At 54.9% G+C, this 16016-nt stretch carries 13 protein-coding genes; 10 read left to right on the top strand and 3 right to left on the bottom strand.

Annotated elements, in window-relative coordinates; genetic code table 11:
- Positions 1-4: 4 nt before the first annotated feature.
- Together AABB29_RS06130 and AABB29_RS06125 are read right to left on the bottom strand one after the other, a co-directional pair.
- Positions 5-1315, bottom strand: coding sequence for a DUF1501 domain-containing protein (locus AABB29_RS06130; RefSeq protein WP_373636827.1), 1311 nt, complete (start codon positions 1313-1315; stop codon positions 5-7).
- 31 nt (positions 1316-1346) lie between these two features.
- Positions 1347-3836 carry a DUF1800 domain-containing protein gene (locus AABB29_RS06125; RefSeq protein WP_341367775.1) on the bottom strand — a complete coding sequence of 830 codons (2490 nt, stop codon included), beginning with the start codon at positions 3834-3836 and terminating at the stop codon, positions 1347-1349.
- 300 nt (positions 3837-4136) lie between these two features.
- Between AABB29_RS06125 and AABB29_RS06120 the strand changes: the two genes are divergently transcribed.
- From AABB29_RS06120 to gspD, 9 genes are all read left to right on the top strand, one after another.
- The gene (locus AABB29_RS06120) at positions 4137-5831 is read left to right on the top strand and encodes a GspE/PulE family protein (protein WP_341367776.1); all 1695 of its coding nucleotides are present in this window, start codon (positions 4137-4139) and stop codon (positions 5829-5831) included.
- A gap of 12 nt (positions 5832-5843) precedes the next feature.
- On the top strand, positions 5844-7073 hold the full coding sequence (locus AABB29_RS06115; RefSeq protein WP_341367777.1) for a type II secretion system F family protein: 1230 nt from the start codon (positions 5844-5846) through the stop codon (positions 7071-7073).
- On the top strand, positions 7057-7494 hold the full coding sequence (gspG, locus tag AABB29_RS06110) for a type II secretion system major pseudopilin GspG (RefSeq protein ID WP_341367778.1): 438 nt from the start codon (positions 7057-7059) through the stop codon (positions 7492-7494). Before AABB29_RS06115 ends, gspG begins: the two co-directional genes overlap by 17 nt.
- Entirely contained in the window at positions 7481-7915 is a 435-nt protein-coding gene (locus AABB29_RS06105) for a Tfp pilus assembly protein FimT/FimU (protein WP_373636826.1), read from the top strand. Before gspG ends, AABB29_RS06105 begins: the two co-directional genes overlap by 14 nt.
- Positions 7912-8310, top strand: a complete 399-nt coding sequence (locus AABB29_RS06100; protein ID WP_373636825.1) for a type II secretion system protein J — start codon at positions 7912-7914, stop codon at positions 8308-8310. Before AABB29_RS06105 ends, AABB29_RS06100 begins: the two co-directional genes overlap by 4 nt.
- Positions 8307-8975 carry a hypothetical protein gene (locus AABB29_RS06095; RefSeq protein WP_341367781.1) on the top strand — a complete coding sequence of 223 codons (669 nt, stop codon included), beginning with the start codon at positions 8307-8309 and terminating at the stop codon, positions 8973-8975. Before AABB29_RS06100 ends, AABB29_RS06095 begins: the two co-directional genes overlap by 4 nt.
- A complete protein-coding gene (locus AABB29_RS06090; protein WP_341367782.1) occupies positions 8960-9811 on the top strand; it encodes a hypothetical protein in 852 nt (283 codons plus the stop codon). The genes AABB29_RS06095 and AABB29_RS06090 overlap by 16 nt, the downstream gene beginning before the upstream one ends.
- The gene (locus AABB29_RS06085) at positions 9811-10443 is read left to right on the top strand and encodes a prepilin peptidase (RefSeq protein WP_341367783.1); all 633 of its coding nucleotides are present in this window, start codon (positions 9811-9813) and stop codon (positions 10441-10443) included. Before AABB29_RS06090 ends, AABB29_RS06085 begins: the two co-directional genes overlap by 1 nt.
- Before the next feature lie 83 nt (positions 10444-10526).
- Complete coding sequence (gspD, locus tag AABB29_RS06080) at positions 10527-12881, top strand: type II secretion system secretin GspD (protein WP_373636824.1); 2355 nt, start codon at positions 10527-10529, stop codon at positions 12879-12881.
- Positions 12882-12933: 52 nt separating this feature from the next.
- Here gspD and AABB29_RS06075 read toward each other — a convergent pair whose 3' ends face one another.
- On the bottom strand, positions 12934-13356 hold the full coding sequence (locus AABB29_RS06075; RefSeq protein WP_341367786.1) for a response regulator: 423 nt from the start codon (positions 13354-13356) through the stop codon (positions 12934-12936).
- A gap of 111 nt (positions 13357-13467) precedes the next feature.
- Between AABB29_RS06075 and AABB29_RS06070 the strand changes: the two genes are divergently transcribed.
- Positions 13468-16014 carry an HWE histidine kinase domain-containing protein gene (locus AABB29_RS06070; RefSeq protein ID WP_341367787.1) on the top strand — a complete coding sequence of 849 codons (2547 nt, stop codon included), beginning with the start codon at positions 13468-13470 and terminating at the stop codon, positions 16012-16014.
- Positions 16015-16016: the final 2 nt, after the last annotated feature.

The following is a 16016-nucleotide window of genomic DNA, read 5'->3' as shown; positions in this document are numbered from 1 at the left end:
TGATTTAGCTAATTCTGTTGAACAGATTATGATCTGTAAATGTAGTATGGCCAGGGAACACCTGCGATACCAGCGTTGGGTTCATCCCCATGTGGCGGATCATGACCTCGGCAACGATATCCTTAAACTGGGTCCGCGTTGGGACAAAGCGGTTGTTGCGCAGCTCGCTTGTATCCAAGGTTGTGATGTCAGGTCCGACGCCAGATACCGTTGGGCCACCAAACGCGAACCATGTCGATCCATGGCCGTGGTCGGTACCCTGGCTGCCGTTCTCAATCACTGTGCGGCCAAACTCTGTGCAAACCATAACCACAACATTATCAATTGCTGTGCCCATATCGCGGTAGAAAGTCAGGAAGTCAGTTGCACCTGTTCTCATCCGAGAGTGATAGTTCAGGGATTGATCGGTAAATCTGTCAGCAGAGGACGAGATTTGATTGGAATGCGTGTCCCAGCCGATGTTCCAGTCCATCGCCGCGACTTCCAGCGGCACGTCAGCCTTCAGAAGCTGCGCAGCCAGTTTCAAACCACGGCCAAGGTCGGTGTTTGAATATTCCAAACCACCCGCATTTGTCTCGTAGTTGGTGTTAGCCGCCTGAATCTGTGCAATCGAATCCAACATGACCAGTTGGTTGTCGCGCACGGATGCTTCTAGACCATCTTCGACAACGGGGTGAGATGAGATTTCGCGCATCAATTCAGTCAACTGGTTGTCGGCGCAACCGGTGCCGCTGCAGAAATCATTGTTTTCCAAACTGAAGCTGTCACCGGTCAAAACCGCGGGGAAGACAACGCTACCGCGTGCTTCTGTACTGATGGAAGTTTTACCCAAAACAGCACCAGTCAGCGGGTCGGACGCACCACCAGTCAGTTGAATATACCGGTTCAAATAACCGTCGATCAGGTTGTTTTGAGCGCCTGTACCGATCCAACGCTGGTTATCAAAGTGGGAACGGTTCCCTTCTTCAAGCGCGGTTGCTGGGGCAACCATCATACGGCCCGCATCCCAGATTTCCATCATGGGTTCCAGGTTGGGGTTCATGCCCCGATAGCTGTCGCCGATATCAAGCGCCGTGTTGGCATCTGAGTCGCTTGGTGCTTCGATGGCGATATTTGGGCGGTGTTGATAGTAGATCGGATCACCATAAGCCGGGAATAGATGCAGACCGTCTGCGCCGCCGCGCATGAACACCTTGATGAATGTTTTGCCACCCGTCGTTTGACCGAAAGCAAATTGGGGGGCTCCTGCGACACCAGCCATACTTGCTGCTGCCGCGAGGGCGGAGGACTTTAGAAATTCTCTACGCGTTGTCACTTTTTGAACCTTTCCAATTTCGGATGGGCAATTATTGAATATAAAAGCTTGGCAGGACGATCATCAGTCCACCAGCTTGTTCGAATGCGGAAGATTCGTTACTGGTCAGTGGTTCAAAGATGCCATCTTCGCCCTTCAAAACCGTAACCATCGCCTCGTATTCCTCCAACGTGTAATCATCGGCCGTGGCGATGGTCAGAAGGAACGCAGCCACTTCCTCAGCAGTTTCCAGACCGGCTTCCTCGGTCATGGCGCCCAGATCGATGTCGTAGGTGTTTGTCAATTCAGCAACCTCAGTTGCTTCACGATAAACACCCAACATGGAGGCCGAGTTTGTCCAAGCGTCACCGACTTCGTCCAAACCGGTAGGAAGGCCAAATGTCAGAGCATCATACCCACCGTCGGTGCTGATGTTTTCAAAGCGTCTGAAAATACCAAAACCATCACTAGGCTCAATATCGACACCAAGTGCACGCATAACCGCGATGCTGTATTCATATGGTGTTTTTGACTTCGTGCCGCGATCGGCGGCGCCTTCGAGATACGCTGGGGCAAGCAAGATGTCCCGCAACACTTCGCGCATATCACCGTCGGTGTCGGCCCAGGTTGTGGTGCAGATTTCAACAAACTCAGCAGGTGGAACGTCCGCCACGAAGCGCTGAACGATCTTACCACATACATATTCATGTGTCCGCGGATCATCAGCCAGCATGGCAATCAGTTCTTCGCCTTCCTGAACACCAGCAGCGCCGGTACGGCCTGTAATCGTTGTGTTCAAGAATGGGATAAGCTTGTCATCGGTATCGTGGCGATCGCTTTCGAATGTAAAGGCGAACTCTTGCGCCAAAGTATCTTCGTTCGGATTTGTGCGTTCATAGAGCCAACCAGTGAAGATACGCGACACGGCAATCACATCTTCGTCGCCATATCCGCCATCAACGCCGACAGTGTGAAGTTCAAGAATTTCACGACCATAGTTTTCGTTGATGTTACCAACCCGGCTTTGGTCATTGTCAAGGAACTGCGACATCAGCGGGCTACGCGCCGAATAGAGAAGCAGATCTTCAAAATCACCAAACGCATTGTCGCGATAATACTGACGATCAATGACGTTTTGCAGGTAGATGCGGGTGTTCTTAGTCGATGCGAAGAAGTGGTTAGACCAGAAATCGCCCATCACCTCCTGCAATTGTTTGTCAGAGTAAGCGGCCCACGCAATCCGGTGCGCCATTTCCCGGCGCTGCATTCCTGAGAAACTGTTTGTCAGATCTTCGACCAGCTGATCCACATCCATCGCGTCGAATGCGGCATCACGAATGCTGCCAGGGCTCAGCTGCTCATTGACATAGTTTTCAAAACCCATGCCGCGCACGCGCGAATACAGGTCGACCGTTGGGCCATAAGTCAGACGCGATAGCGCGACAGTCAGACCATCGGCGACCACCCCGGATGTATAGTCATAAGTCACAGGGGCAGTGGCGATTGTCGCGTCTGCACTGTCAACGCCCATGACGGAAACAGAGGCAGCACCCGTTGCCAGGTCTTCAGGGAACAAGCGGAATGCAAACTGGCCGGTCGTTGGACCCACATCGACGGTTTCTGTACGGCCCGATGGCTCAATGGTAACGACGACAGCGTCGTATGTAGTTGGATCCATGACAGCGCCAAACATCGTTTGGCCGCTGCTTGCAACAACGCCTTCATCGGTTGCACCGCCGACAATTTCGACGGCTTCGATCAAGGTAACGCCTGTTGGTGGGCTCAGCATACTGGATTGCGCTTCGCCGTCACCGACAACAACGGTACCACCGCCTCCACCAGAAACGGGATCATTTGCGATCGCGACAGTAATCGCGTCACGAATGGTGTTGCGTAGAATGCCGCCAACGTTTTCACGGTCATTGTCACCTGGGCTTGGGACTGTGATGATATTGTTCACAACTGCGGCTTCTGAAGTTGCCGTGGTCCGCACATTCGTTGACGCGGTGCTGACTTCGGTCAAAACACTCGTGCTTGCCGTCGCGTCTGTAACGGCGTCGGCGACTGAAGAAGAGGCGACCCGCGCTGAGAATGACGAAGAAACGCTCGTCTCGCCTGTTGACGCGATGCTGACGATGCTCGCCTCTGGCATACCCAGAAGGTTTGCGGTGACGTCAGCCAGCGCAGCCAGTGTCAGGCCTTCGCCAGAGACTTCGACATCAAATGTACCGGCTGTCATTGACATCAGAGCTTTGACAGTTTCATCGCTCGATGAAACAGAGCTGCCAAACAGGCTCTGACCACCAACAATCAGCTGGATGCCGCTGATAGCAGGGGCCGAGAAGACGTAGGTCCCATCGTCAGGGATTGTGATTTGGAGAGGGATAGTCGTTGCCCCCTGCGCCGTATCGGCATTTACCGTCTGGGCGTTCTGGATCAACAGTGAGCTCGCACTAGCAGCCTCTTGGGCGGCGGCGCCGTTAGAAACGGCGGCCAGAATCAGCGGAGTAACTGTCAGCAGTCTGGATCGCGTAATTTTCATTATAATGTCTCTCATGCAAAGAGTGATCGTCGGATGACGTAAGGTCCCCCGCTATCTGGGCGAAATTGTGTTGGGCAAACAACTTGGAAATAGCATTTGGGCACAATCGGCAGCATTATGCCCAGATTGGTTGCCAGATTGAGAACATTTATCCAGAACGTGCCGTATATGTCTTTGCTGACGCGCCAATGCCTCAATTAGGCCACATTCTGGAATGGGACTGTGGATAAAGTACTGAGAATAATGCTGATATCGGTAGCAGGCCGAATCGTGGTGCGTATTTCTGAGGGCGGTTGAAAGATGCTTGTTGATGTAGCGAAGCGGGATAAGCTTCCGACAGTTTTTCTCGAGAATGGCACTTTGACCGATGCAGATCTGGTCAAAGTCACTGATGCCGCGTCAAGCACAGGACAACCTATTAGGGCCGTTCTCGATCGGCTTGGATTGGTCCCACAAAAAGAATGGGCGCGTGCCAGTGCGGCGCAGTTTGGCTTCACGCTGGTCACGCTTGACGATATCCCCGAGCGTCTTCCCCAAGATCCCCGTCTATCCGAAGAATACCTGCGCCGTAACGCGATCGTACCAATCGAGATTTCGCCATCACAGGCCTATATCGCAGTCGCTGATCCTTTTGATGAAGATGCAATCACCGCGCTTGAAATGATCTTCGGCAGTGATTTGAAGCTAGCCGTGGGAACCGATCGCGATATTGAACTTGCGATGGCTAGAAGCGAGGTCGCTGCAGAGGCGGATGCATCCACTGGCAGCACAATCGTGTCGCCTAAGATGGATGGCCTCGATCTTGATACGGACAAACTGACCGAACTGGCAAATAACGCGCCAACCGTCCGCTACCTCGAAGGTCTGTTCGATAACGCGGTCGAACGACGTGCGACAGACATTCATCTTGAGCCTTCCAAAACGTCAGCCCGGGTCAGGCTGCGGGTAGATGGCGAACTGGTTGAAGTCAGCGCGCCAGAAAAAGCAATCTATGAAGGTGTGATCTCGCGCCTGAAAATCCTCGCCGGGATGGATATCAGCGAACGCCGTTTGCCGCAGGATGGGCGGATCCAGCAACGTCTTGCGGGACGTGACATCGATATGCGCGTGGCCAGCGCGCCAATGATCCATGGCGAAACAATCGTGCTGCGGCTTCTTGATAACCACGAAGGGTTATCGACCTTGCCGGACCTGAAATTGCCAGCCCATGTGGAAAAACGCATTGGGGCTGCGATCAAACAACCCAATGGTTTGATCCTTGTGACCGGGCCAACAGGTAGCGGTAAAACCACAACGCTGCATGCGGCGATGAACGCACTGAATGAAACGCGACGCAAAATCGTGACAATCGAAAATCCGGTTGAAATTCAAACACCTGGCCTACAGCAAATCGAGGTGAACCCTGAATTGGGTTGGACCTTTGCGGCGGCTTTGCGCACCGTGCTGCGGCATGACCCTGATGTCATTATGGTGGGTGAGATCCGAGATAGCGAAACCGCTGAACTTGCCGTACGGGCCGCGATGACCGGGCATTTGGTGTTTTCAACATTACACACCAATACAGCTTCAGATGCGGCGACGCGGATGATCGATCTTGGGGTGCCTGAATATCTGATCCGCTCTGTTGTGCGGCTTGTGGCGGCGCAGAGATTGGTACGCCGGGTTTGCCCTGACTGTGCGGCGCCCATTGATCTAAAGGCGCACCCGAAAACGCGGGACCTGTTTGCCAAACTTGATCAACGCACTGGGGGGCAGACGGACCCGGCAACATGGAATCTGGTCAATGCGGTTGGCTGCGACAATTGCAATCAAACCGGTTTTCGCGGACGGCTCGCGCTATTCGAAGCGATGGAACCGGATGAGCTATTTACCCCTCAGGGCAGCGATGCCGCACGGCAATTGCAAACGATGGGATCAGAAGGGGTGCGCATGATTGCCAAAGGGCATACGACTATGGAAGAAGTGATGCGCATCCTGGGCGTCAGGTATTTCTAAAGGGTCAAACTGTTGGATCAGGCGCAGCGCACATTTTCCTATGTTGCACGCGATACAAATGGCGCGCGGCAATCTGGTGTTGTCAAAGGGGTCGATGAAACTGACGCAACCCGCAATCTGCGGGCGCAGGGTCTGTTTCCGATCAGCCTGGACGCTGGAACAGGAAAGGCTGCGACGAAAACCACCAAGAAGCGAAAACGCGAAACGGGTCAGATGTCGGCCAAACAGATATCTGATTTTCTGGTGCGGCTTGCCAAATTGTCAGGCCGGCAGATCCAATCTGAACGGGCATTGGCCATCATGGGCGAAGGCGGTGATGATGCGATCTCGCAAGCCGCGCTGCGGGTGCGTGACAGTTTACGGGAAGGCGCACCGCTATCGCGGGCACTAAATGAACAGGCTGGCATAGAAGATGCGGTGACGCTCTCGCTGGTTGGCGGTGCAGAAGTGTCAGGCGACATGAGCAGCGCATTAACAACTGCGGCTGAAATCATGCAGAACAAACTGGTCGTGCAACGGCGGATCGTTACGGGATTGATGTATCCTGGGATATTGCTCGCAGTGGCACTACTATCTTTGGGTCTGATCATGGTGGCGATCATTCCGCAGTTCTTGCCACTCATCGAAGACCGGATTGAACTTGTTCCGTTTATGGGGCGAATGGTTTTCGCGGTCTCGGGTCTTTTTGCCGGGCTCTGGCCATATATTTTGCTTGGGATCATCTTGCTTGTCTGCGCAACCATTTATGCCGCGCGGCGGGGACGCCTTACACCAATCCTGATCAAACTGGGTAACCGTATTCCCTTTGTGCGGCGGTTGCTGCTGCGTAACCAAATGATGCTGCTTTTGCACGTGCTTGGCGCTTTGCTCACCCGCGATATCACGCTCAGCGGGGCGTTGCGGGTGGTCTCGAAATCAGCGCCTTCAGGACCAATGCAAACCAGCATGGCCACAGTCACCAGTGAGGTCGAAAGCGGCGCCGCGCTCTCAGATGCGCTGGGCCGCGAAGACCTGCTGCCGCGCGAAGCGATTGAGATGATCCGGATCGGCGAAGAGGCTGGTGATCTGGGGGGAATGATCAGCCGATCATCCCTCGATATGCGGGAAGCCGCCGATCGCGACCTCGAACGGTTTCTGCTTTTATTTCAGCCTGCCTTGATTGTAGGTGTTGGACTTCTGATCGGAGTTAGCCTTTATGCCCTTTTCTCAGCGATTGTATCCGTCAATGCGATCTCGTTTTAGACGTTCCAAAGCCCGCCGTCATGCGGCAACCGCTGGTTTCTCATTGATCGAGATGCTGGTGGCCGTTGCAATCGTTGGTCTTTTGATCGGCGTGGTCGGACCGGCCGCGATGCGCCAGTTGCAATCCTCACGTGTCACAACGGCAGAAGCGCAAATTGTTCAACTGCGCAGTGCCTTGGATATTTTCCTCATCGAAACAGGGCGCTACCCTTCTGAACAAGAGGGGCTTGATGCGCTTGTTGATAACGCGGGCAATGTTCCCGGCTGGAACGGGCCTTATCTGCGCGATGGTAATCTGCCCGTAGATCCATGGGGTGTGCCGTTCATCTATGCGCTGGAAGACGGTCAGGTCCGCATCACCTCTCTTGGTGCAGATCAAAGCCCCGGCGGCACCGGCCTTGACGCCGATGTGGAAGGCTAAGCGGCCATTCTCTGGGCGCCGCAACGGGTCGCGCGGTTTTGCAACGGTCGAAGTCTTGGTGACGGTGGCTATTGTCATCCTGATCGGTTCGATCTCGATCCTGGCCTTCGGCAGGTCTGACAGGGCCGCTTTGCAAGACGATGTCGCAGGAATTGCACTGGCTTTGCAGCAGGCCCGCCTGGAAGCGGCAGAAACCGGGCGGTCTGTGGCAGTGGAATTTGATGCAGATGACGGGATTTTGCGCGCTGGGCGTGCTGAACATACGCTTTCGCGTGGTGTCAGCAGCACAAATGAAACCACGCGGCTGCAAATCCGTCCTTCCGGCGAAAACGAAGGGCTTGCGCTGGAATTGGTTGCTGGCGAAGTGTCCCGGATCGTTGAGCTGGACTGGCTCACCGGACAAATCAGGCTTTCCCAATGAGACGGCGGGCATCGCATAAGGGGTTCACGCTGATCGAGACGCTTGTTTCGCTCTCAATCGCGACATTGGCGATCACGGGGTTCTACCAGGCGTTATCGACGGGGCTGTTCATGGAACGCCGGGCGGGTATGCAAGCCGAACAGATGCTGGTGGCCACCCGGATCATGGATCAGATCGGCGTCGATCTTGCAGTCCAACCAGGCATGCAGGACAGCGGAATGATCCGGGATATGGAATGGTCTATGGTAGTGTCCGAGGCCGGGACATCCGATATGCGCCTTGGCCCTGTGCAACCAGGTGAGCTGGTCTTTATATACGTCACGGTGCAACCCCCCTTGGATGACGGCAGCCCCGTGACGCTGCGGGCCATCCGCTATCGGGAAACACCGCTATGAGACGGCGCTGGGTACAAAAACGGCGATCTGGGCAATCTGGTTTTGCTCTGGCCGAGGCATTGGTGTCTTTGACAATTGCCGCCATGACATTGGCGCTTTTGACCAGCGCGACCTGGGGTCTGCGTCAGACGACATTGCAACCCACAGAACTACAACAAGAGGCGACAGATTGGCTCACGGCGCGGCGCGTGCTGCAATCATGGGCGGCCTCTGCCAGTTTGGCTGGGCGGGACATGACCGAAGGGCGTTTTTTTGGGTCTCCGACGCAAATGCGCATGATCCTGGACGACGGGACAAGTGGTGATAGCAGGCCAATGATGGTCGGGTTGACCATCACGCAGGAAGACGGGCTCTACCGATTGGTCGCGTCACGGAATTTCGATGTGCGTGACGTCAGGCTAGCCGGTGATAACGCGCAAACCAGTACGATGATTGTCTCTGAAAGCCCGCTTAGCCTTGTATATCGGGCCGGGGCGACATCTGTCGCGCGGCAAGGCGTCTGGACCTATGAACCAAGGCCTGAGCAGGGGCTACCATTTGCGGTCGCTATCGAACAAGGTGCCGAGCGGATGATCGTCGCGCAGATGCCGACCACGATCAGCGCGATATGCGTAGCCCGGCTTGGCCCGGCCGGGTTGGAGGACCGAGATTGCGAATTGCGATAAGACTTTCAAGCCGCAAAGGGCAACGCGGTTTCGTCCTTTTGACGGTGTTGTGGATGGGGCTCGGGCTTTTGCTTGCGGCGTCAACCTATTTGGCAACGCAACGGCAAGCAGCGTTATCGACCCGGGCCGAGGTCGAAACGACTCGCGCGGTTGAACTGGCCAGAAGCGCTGTGAATATCGCGCTCGCAGACCTTGGCCGTGTACGTGAAGATGACCCACGCAGCTTACGCGATGGCTCACCTACCACGGTCCGGATGGCCGAAGGCCAGGCCACCTACCGGATATGGGATGAAGCTGGCAAACTGGATATCAATTTCGCACCGCAGCAATTGCTTGGACCAGCGTTGCAACAATTGGGCGATGATAGTGGCCTTGACGCGTTTGATGCGACGACAATTGCACAAGCTCTGGTCATCCAGCGTGACGGGTTGCAACAGCGCCCCTTCAACACACCGCTACCGCAATTATTGGCCGATCTCGGACTACCACAAGCGGCCAGCCTGCGCGCACGTCAAATCCTGACAACATATAACGGCACAAACCAAGTGAACCCGGCCACGGCATCACCGGTTTTACTTGCGGCAATCCCCGGTCTTGGGCCGGGGGATGTAGCAACGATCGTTGAAAGACGCAGCGCTGGTCTTTCGATGCCGCGGCTTGGAACGGCATCTGTATGGCTCAGCGGCACCGAAGGCCCGGTTTATACAATCGAGGCAACAGGCACGCTTGCAAGTGGCGCATCAGTTGATGTGATCGCGACGGTTGTACCCATCGGGCTCAGCTTTCGGGGCGGCAAAATGCGCTATGAAATTCTGACGATGGAAATTCTGCGCTGATGGAAACAGTGCTACACGGGCTGCCTTTGATGGTTATGATCGCAGCATTCTGGTTTGGACCCTTGCCAATCGTGATACGAGGTTTCCTGCGGGGATTTGCGGGACCACACCACGTTCACAGGTGGTTCATACCCGGGCAGATCGGTTTTGCATGTGGGGCGCTTGCTGCAGCAGTGCTTTGGTACGATCAAGCATTAGCTATCGCACTTTTTGCCCTGCTCTTTCTTTTGGCTGCGATTGATTGGCAATGGCGATGGCTTCCGATTGAATGGACCTTGGGGATCGCGGCGCTTGCGTTACTGAATGGGTTCCTCACTGGCGAAATTACAATCACCCTGATGCAAATGCTGGTGCCCAGTGCGGCATTGCTGATCTTCCGCCAATTGATGAGCTGGGCCTTGGGAAAAGAGGCGCTGGGCCTCGGCGATATCTGGCTTTTGCTTGGTCTGGGTGGCTTCCTGCCCGTGTTTGAAACCTTCTTATTGGTGGGGCTTGCAGCGATTTTGGGCCTGTTCGAAGTCGTGATCCGGCGATACCTGTCCAGCAGTAAGCGGAATTTGACCGGCGTGTCATACGGGACACACCTTTGCATCGTTTTTGCCGTTTTCCAATATTTCCCACAAATTCTATGAAGTTAGCCTGCTAAGCTAAGACCAATGATAAAAAAATTGCGCACCTGGACACAAGATCTGGGGCGCTGCTGATGAGGCAGAGCATGTATAGATTTATGGCACTCGCGGCTTGCGCCGCGATTCTTGGCTCTTGTGGTGATGTGCCACAAGTTGACCGGACCCAAGACGATACTGGGTATAAAGGCTGGCAACTCGCTAACATATTTGGATCAGGCGGAGAGGGCACAACAACCCAGCGGCAACAGGGCCGTGTGGTTGGTGGCCAGCGGGTTGAGGCGGGACAAGGGACAATTTTCCCAGGACGCCAACCGCTTTTGGTCGACAGTGATTTTGTGAATGAAAATGGCGAACGGACAGTATCGCTCAATCTGGTGGACGTGGATATTGAATCTGCTGCGGCCGCGATTTTGGGCGAACTGCTTCAGGTCAACTATGTGATTGATCCGGGTGTACAGGGGACGGTGAATATCCGGTCATCGCAGCCGGTGACACGGACAACCGCGATCGAAGTGTTCGAATTGGCGCTGAAACAAAACAACGCCGTTCTGATCCGGCGGGGCGATATCTTTGCCATCGCGCCGCTTTCCGCAGACCTGTCCATCGCGCCAACCACGGCGCGGGATGTCTTGCCAGGCTACACTCTGCGCGTTGTGCCATTGCGCAATATCGGGGCACAGGAAATGGCTGCGATCCTGCAGCCTTTCGCGGGCGAGGGCATTGTCGGGATCGATGCACAGCGTAACATCCTGGTGCTGGCCGGTACCTCCGTTGATCAGCAATCCTGGGCTGACACAATCCAAAGCTTTGATGTTGACTGGCTGGCCAACCGTTCGGTCGGTATTTTCCCGATCAGCGGGCGTTCGGCGCAGTCCATCGTGAACGGGCTGGAACGGGTTGTGGAAACCGACGAGAGCTTTGAGCCACTTGTGGTTTTCGAAGTCATCCCCGAAAACAATTCGATCCTGGCAGTGGCCAAAACACCCCGGGCTTTGGAAAACGTCTCGGTCTGGATCAACCGTTTGACCCGCGACGGGGCAAATGACGCGCAGGTGTACTCCTACGATATGCGCTATGCACGGGCGAGCGATATTGCCCCAACGATGTCCCAGATCCTGGGCGTGTCGGTTGAAACAACAGAAGAATCCACCGAAGTCATGGATACCGAAGGCGTCTTCTTTGCCAGCCAAGGATCATTGAATGAGACGCGGATCGTAGCCAGCGAAGCAACAAATACCTTGCTGATCCATGCGACACCCGACGAATATCAGCGGGTTCTGGGGATACTGCACCGGCTCGATGTGCCCCAACGGCAGGTGCTGGTTGAGGCGACAATTGTTGAAGTCTCGTTGAATGAAGACTTGCGTTACGGGGTCCAATACTTCCTTGAAGATGGCGGGGCGCAGTTGGGTCTGACATCTGGGGACACCGTTAATATCTCGCCCACGTCGCCGGGCTTTAGCCTGTCATTGGGCGGAACACCGGCAAATATGATCGTGGATGCGCTTGATTCAATTACACGGATCAACGTGGTGTCATCGCCGAACCTGATGATCCTGAACAATGAATCCGCGCGGCTTGTTGTGGGCGATCAGGTGCCGACAGCAGTGCGGACAGCAACCGATGCCAATGACGCAGACGATTCCGTCTTTGTATCAACGGTCGAATATCGCGACACCGGTGTGATCTTTGAGGTAACTCCGCGGATCAACTCATCCGGCTCTGTGATCCTGAATATCGGGCAAGAGGTCAGCCTGGTCGGCGAAACCGACGCGGCGACAGGCAACCCCGTGATCTCACAGCGTTTGATCAACAGCTCTGTATCCGTGAACAGTGGCGAGACGATTGTTCTGGGCGGCTTGTTCTCTGACCGGCGGTCGGGGGCGAATGGCGGCATTCCGATCCTCAAGGATCTGCCTGTTGCGGGCAACCTCTTTGGGAACACGTCAACAAGCCGGGCGCAGACAGAATTGCTGGTCCTGATTACACCGCGTATTGTGAACAACCAGATGGACGCGCGCCGGGTAACCGAGCAGCTGCGCAACCGGGTGCAATCGCTCCGGCCGGGCAGTGCGTCGCTCAGCACGCAGATGAGCATCCCATCAACGCGGACACAAAACTCTGACCTGATCGCGGATACCAGCCGTATTCAGCAGGCGGTGGCCACTGCAAACACAGTCGCTGCACCAGCACAGGCAGCAGCTGCGACCACGCCAAGCGGGCGTCACATCGCCGTGCTTGGCTCGTTCAGCACGGCAGAGAACGCGCAGCGCCATTGGCAGACCCTTGTGGCGCAAAACAGCAGCGCGCTGGGGGGCTTCACGCCAAGCTTCCGGCAATCCAGCGGGTTGGTCATGGTAACGGTGGGGCCAATGCCACGCGATGCAGCAAGTCAGGTCTGTATCGATGTCAAAACTGACTGCTTTACCGCAACGCAATAACGCAAAAAGCCCCGGTTTATCAGCCGGGGCTTTTTCTTAGTGGGTCCTGACCCTAGCCCTGCGCTTTGGGTACGCTGCACAGGCGATCAATCTCAGCAATGATTTGGACCATGTCGAATGGCTTTTCCAAAACGACATCGGCACCAATACGATCTGCGGTTGGCAAAATGAATTGCAACGCAGGATGGGAAGCGGCACCCGAAATCGCGATGATTGGCAAATGGGTCAATTCGGGCGTCGCGATTTGTTGTTGGCGGACCCAACTGATCAGGCCAAAGCCGCCATCTGCGACAGGCCGCCCGCTCTTACGGACAACAATATCAGTGATCAACAGATCGAAATCCCAATGCCATAGCTCGTCTCTGGCGTCGGTGGCGGTATTGGTGACGACAACTTCGTGACCCTCTTTGCGCAGGGCGCCCGCAACCTCAAGCGCCAAGGGCATATCATCATCCATCAATAGTATGCGCGGCACAGTGAATCCATTCGATCGTCTTTCTGAGTGACAGATCATGCAGGTTGAGTGACACACGATCATCAGGCATGATGTTAACGGCATCCCGGTGGATGTACAATTGGGGTGAACATGACAACATACGCATCACAGTCTGACGTCGAACAGGCGCTTCAGCAATGCGCGGATGAACCGATCCATATTCCAGGCATCATTCAGCCGTTCGGATGCTTGATCGCCGCGAATGAACAAAACAGTATCATTGGTTATGCCAGTGAAAATGCGGCTGAATTTGTCGGTATTCCGGTCGATAAGGTACTGGGTCAGACCCTTCGTGATGTGCTGGGAAAAGACGCATGGCATGTCATTAGAAACGGCCTTTCGCGTATAAAAGATGGGCAAAAATCCATCGATGCCGGCACAGCACAGATCGGCGATGGGTTCTTTGATCTGCGCATCTTCAAAAGTGACGGCAATCTCGTGGTTGAGATCGAAGCAGAGCAAGAGGATGCGCTTGGCGGCTCCGATGCGCTCAAGACGCTGACCTACCTGATGGGTGAAATTCAGAAGGCGGCGAACGAACAGCAGCTCTTTGAACACACCGTCGAATTGATGCAGCACCTCAGCGGCTATGATCGTGTGCTGATTTACCAGTTTGACCGCAACTATAACGGGCAAGTCCGGGCCGAGGTGATCAGATCGGGTATGGAAAGCTACCAGGGCCTGCATTTTCCACATTGGGACATTCCTGCGCAGGCACGGGCGGTTATGGGCAAGATCCCCTTGCGGTTTATTCAGGACGTTGAACAGACACCTGTGCCATTACTGGCGCAGTCAGATTTGCCGCCGCTGGACATCACATTGGCCACAGTGCGGGGCGTTTCGTCAATTCACATGGAATATCTGCGCAACATGGGCTCTGCCGCGACCCTGACGCTAAGTGTGATGATCGAAGATACGCTCTGGGGGGTGATTTCGTTCCACCACCGGCGCCCCAAGGTGCCACCGGCCGGGTTGCGATCTATCCTCATCAGCTTTCTCAGCGTTTTCGAAGGCAAGCTTTTGGCGCTACGCCAGCAGGATGCACTCGATCGTATTCGGTCACTGGACCAAGGGTTTGTTACCAATTCGGATCAGGAAACATCGCTGGCAGATCTCATCCCGGCCGCAGCGCCGATGATTCTAGAGATGACCAATGCAGACGGGATGTCTGCACTAACAACGGACGGGGCGTTCACATTCGGCGATACACCTGATGAAGATGTATTAGAGGCATTGACTGAGCTCTCGACTGAAAATCACGATACTCTTGTGATCGACGCGCTTGAGGAACAATTTCCCGAGAAAACAGATAGTTTGAACCAGTGCGCCGGGGCTTTGGTGGTTGGGGTGCTGCCTGACCGCTCGATTGCGCTCTTCCGCAATGAAAGGGCACGGGCTATCAACTGGGCAGGTAATCCCGAAAAGACGATCGAATTTCACGAAGGCAATGCACGTCTGTCGCCGCGTGGGTCGTTTTCAACCTTTCTTGAACAGGTCGAAGGGCGGTGCGAACCTTGGTCCCCCGGCGAGATTTACCTGATCGAGCATCTGCGCACATTGCTACAAGCCGCAGAGCGGCAAACGATGATGGATATGCTGAACAGACAGCAAGCGCTGATGATCGGTGAACTGAACCACCGGGTACGCAATATCCTCGCGTTGGTGCGCTCGGTCTCGCGTCAGGCGCGGCGGCGCTATGGGTCGCTTGATAGCTATGCTAATGCGATAGAAAACCGTATTCGGGCGCTGGCAGCGGCGCATGACATAAGCAATGGACGATCAACTGATCCGGTGTCGATATATGCGCTGACACAATTGGAATTTGAACCATTCAAAACCATCACCGATAGTCAGACGGCGATTTCCGGCAGTGACGCATTTATCAAACCCGAAGTTGCGCCGATTATGTCACTCGTTTTTCATGAATTGACGACCAATGCAGCAAAATATGGGGCCTTGTTAACGGCTGCAGGCCACGTCCAAATCACATTTGAAGAGCTGGAAAAAGACCTCTCGATTGTCTGGCAGGAAACTGGTGGACCAAGGGTCAATCATCCCAATGAGTTGGGATTTGGGATGGCAATGATCGAACAGGCCATCCCGCATGAACTTGGCGGAACAGCAGAGGTCCGTTTCGAAGAATCGGGCCTATGTGCAGAATTCACGATCCCTAAGAAGCATTTGGTCTCTGGGCGTCATCAGGTCGTTGCTAAACTCAGTCGGCGCACGCCAATCGAGCTGGAACCAATGCCCGAAGTACCGGCCTACCTGCATAAAGGATGTGTCATTATTCTGGAAGACAACTTTATTGTCGCCAAAGAAATGGCCGACCAAATCCGCGATTCCGGTGCATCGGATATCCGGATCTTTGCAACTCCAGATGCGGTTTTTGAGGAACTCGATAGGGTTGTGCCCTCACTTGTGGTGCTGGATGTGAACCTGAGTAATGGGGTGACCAGCAGCGGCGTGGCCGCGCGTTTGCACGAATTGGACATCCCCTTTCTCTTCGTGACGGGCTATGGCGATGAACTAGAGCTGGACGAGATGTTCAGCGATGCGCCGCGCCTGCTCAAACCGATTACCGTGTCAGAATTCAACCATGCCGTTGCCAAACTGAAACCGTCTGGCGCAAATTAAAA

This window comes from Yoonia sp. BS5-3, from assembly GCF_038069655.2.
Lineage (GTDB): Bacteria > Pseudomonadota > Alphaproteobacteria > Rhodobacterales > Rhodobacteraceae > Yoonia > Yoonia phaeophyticola.
This window is presented reverse-complemented; position numbering and strand designations above follow the sequence as displayed.

Bases quoted from the DNA above. Each gene is read 5' to 3' on its own strand.
- AABB29_RS06125 (WP_341367775.1), bottom strand. From the start codon at position 3,836: ATGAAAATTACGCGATCCAGACTGCTGACAGTTACTCCGCTGATTCTG.
- AABB29_RS06120 (WP_341367776.1), top strand. From the start codon at position 4,137: ATGCTTGTTGATGTAGCGAAGCGGGATAAGCTTCCGACAGTTTTTCTC.
- gspG (WP_341367778.1), top strand. From the start codon at position 7,057: ATGCGATCTCGTTTTAGACGTTCCAAAGCCCGCCGTCATGCGGCAACC.
- AABB29_RS06105 (WP_373636826.1), top strand. From the start codon at position 7,481: ATGTGGAAGGCTAAGCGGCCATTCTCTGGGCGCCGCAACGGGTCGCGC.
- AABB29_RS06100 (WP_373636825.1), top strand. From the start codon at position 7,912: ATGAGACGGCGGGCATCGCATAAGGGGTTCACGCTGATCGAGACGCTT.
- AABB29_RS06095 (WP_341367781.1), top strand. From the start codon at position 8,307: ATGAGACGGCGCTGGGTACAAAAACGGCGATCTGGGCAATCTGGTTTT.
- AABB29_RS06085 (WP_341367783.1), top strand. From the start codon at position 9,811: ATGGAAACAGTGCTACACGGGCTGCCTTTGATGGTTATGATCGCAGCA.
- gspD (WP_373636824.1), top strand. From the start codon at position 10,527: ATGTATAGATTTATGGCACTCGCGGCTTGCGCCGCGATTCTTGGCTCT.
- AABB29_RS06070 (WP_341367787.1), top strand. From the start codon at position 13,468: ATGACAACATACGCATCACAGTCTGACGTCGAACAGGCGCTTCAGCAA.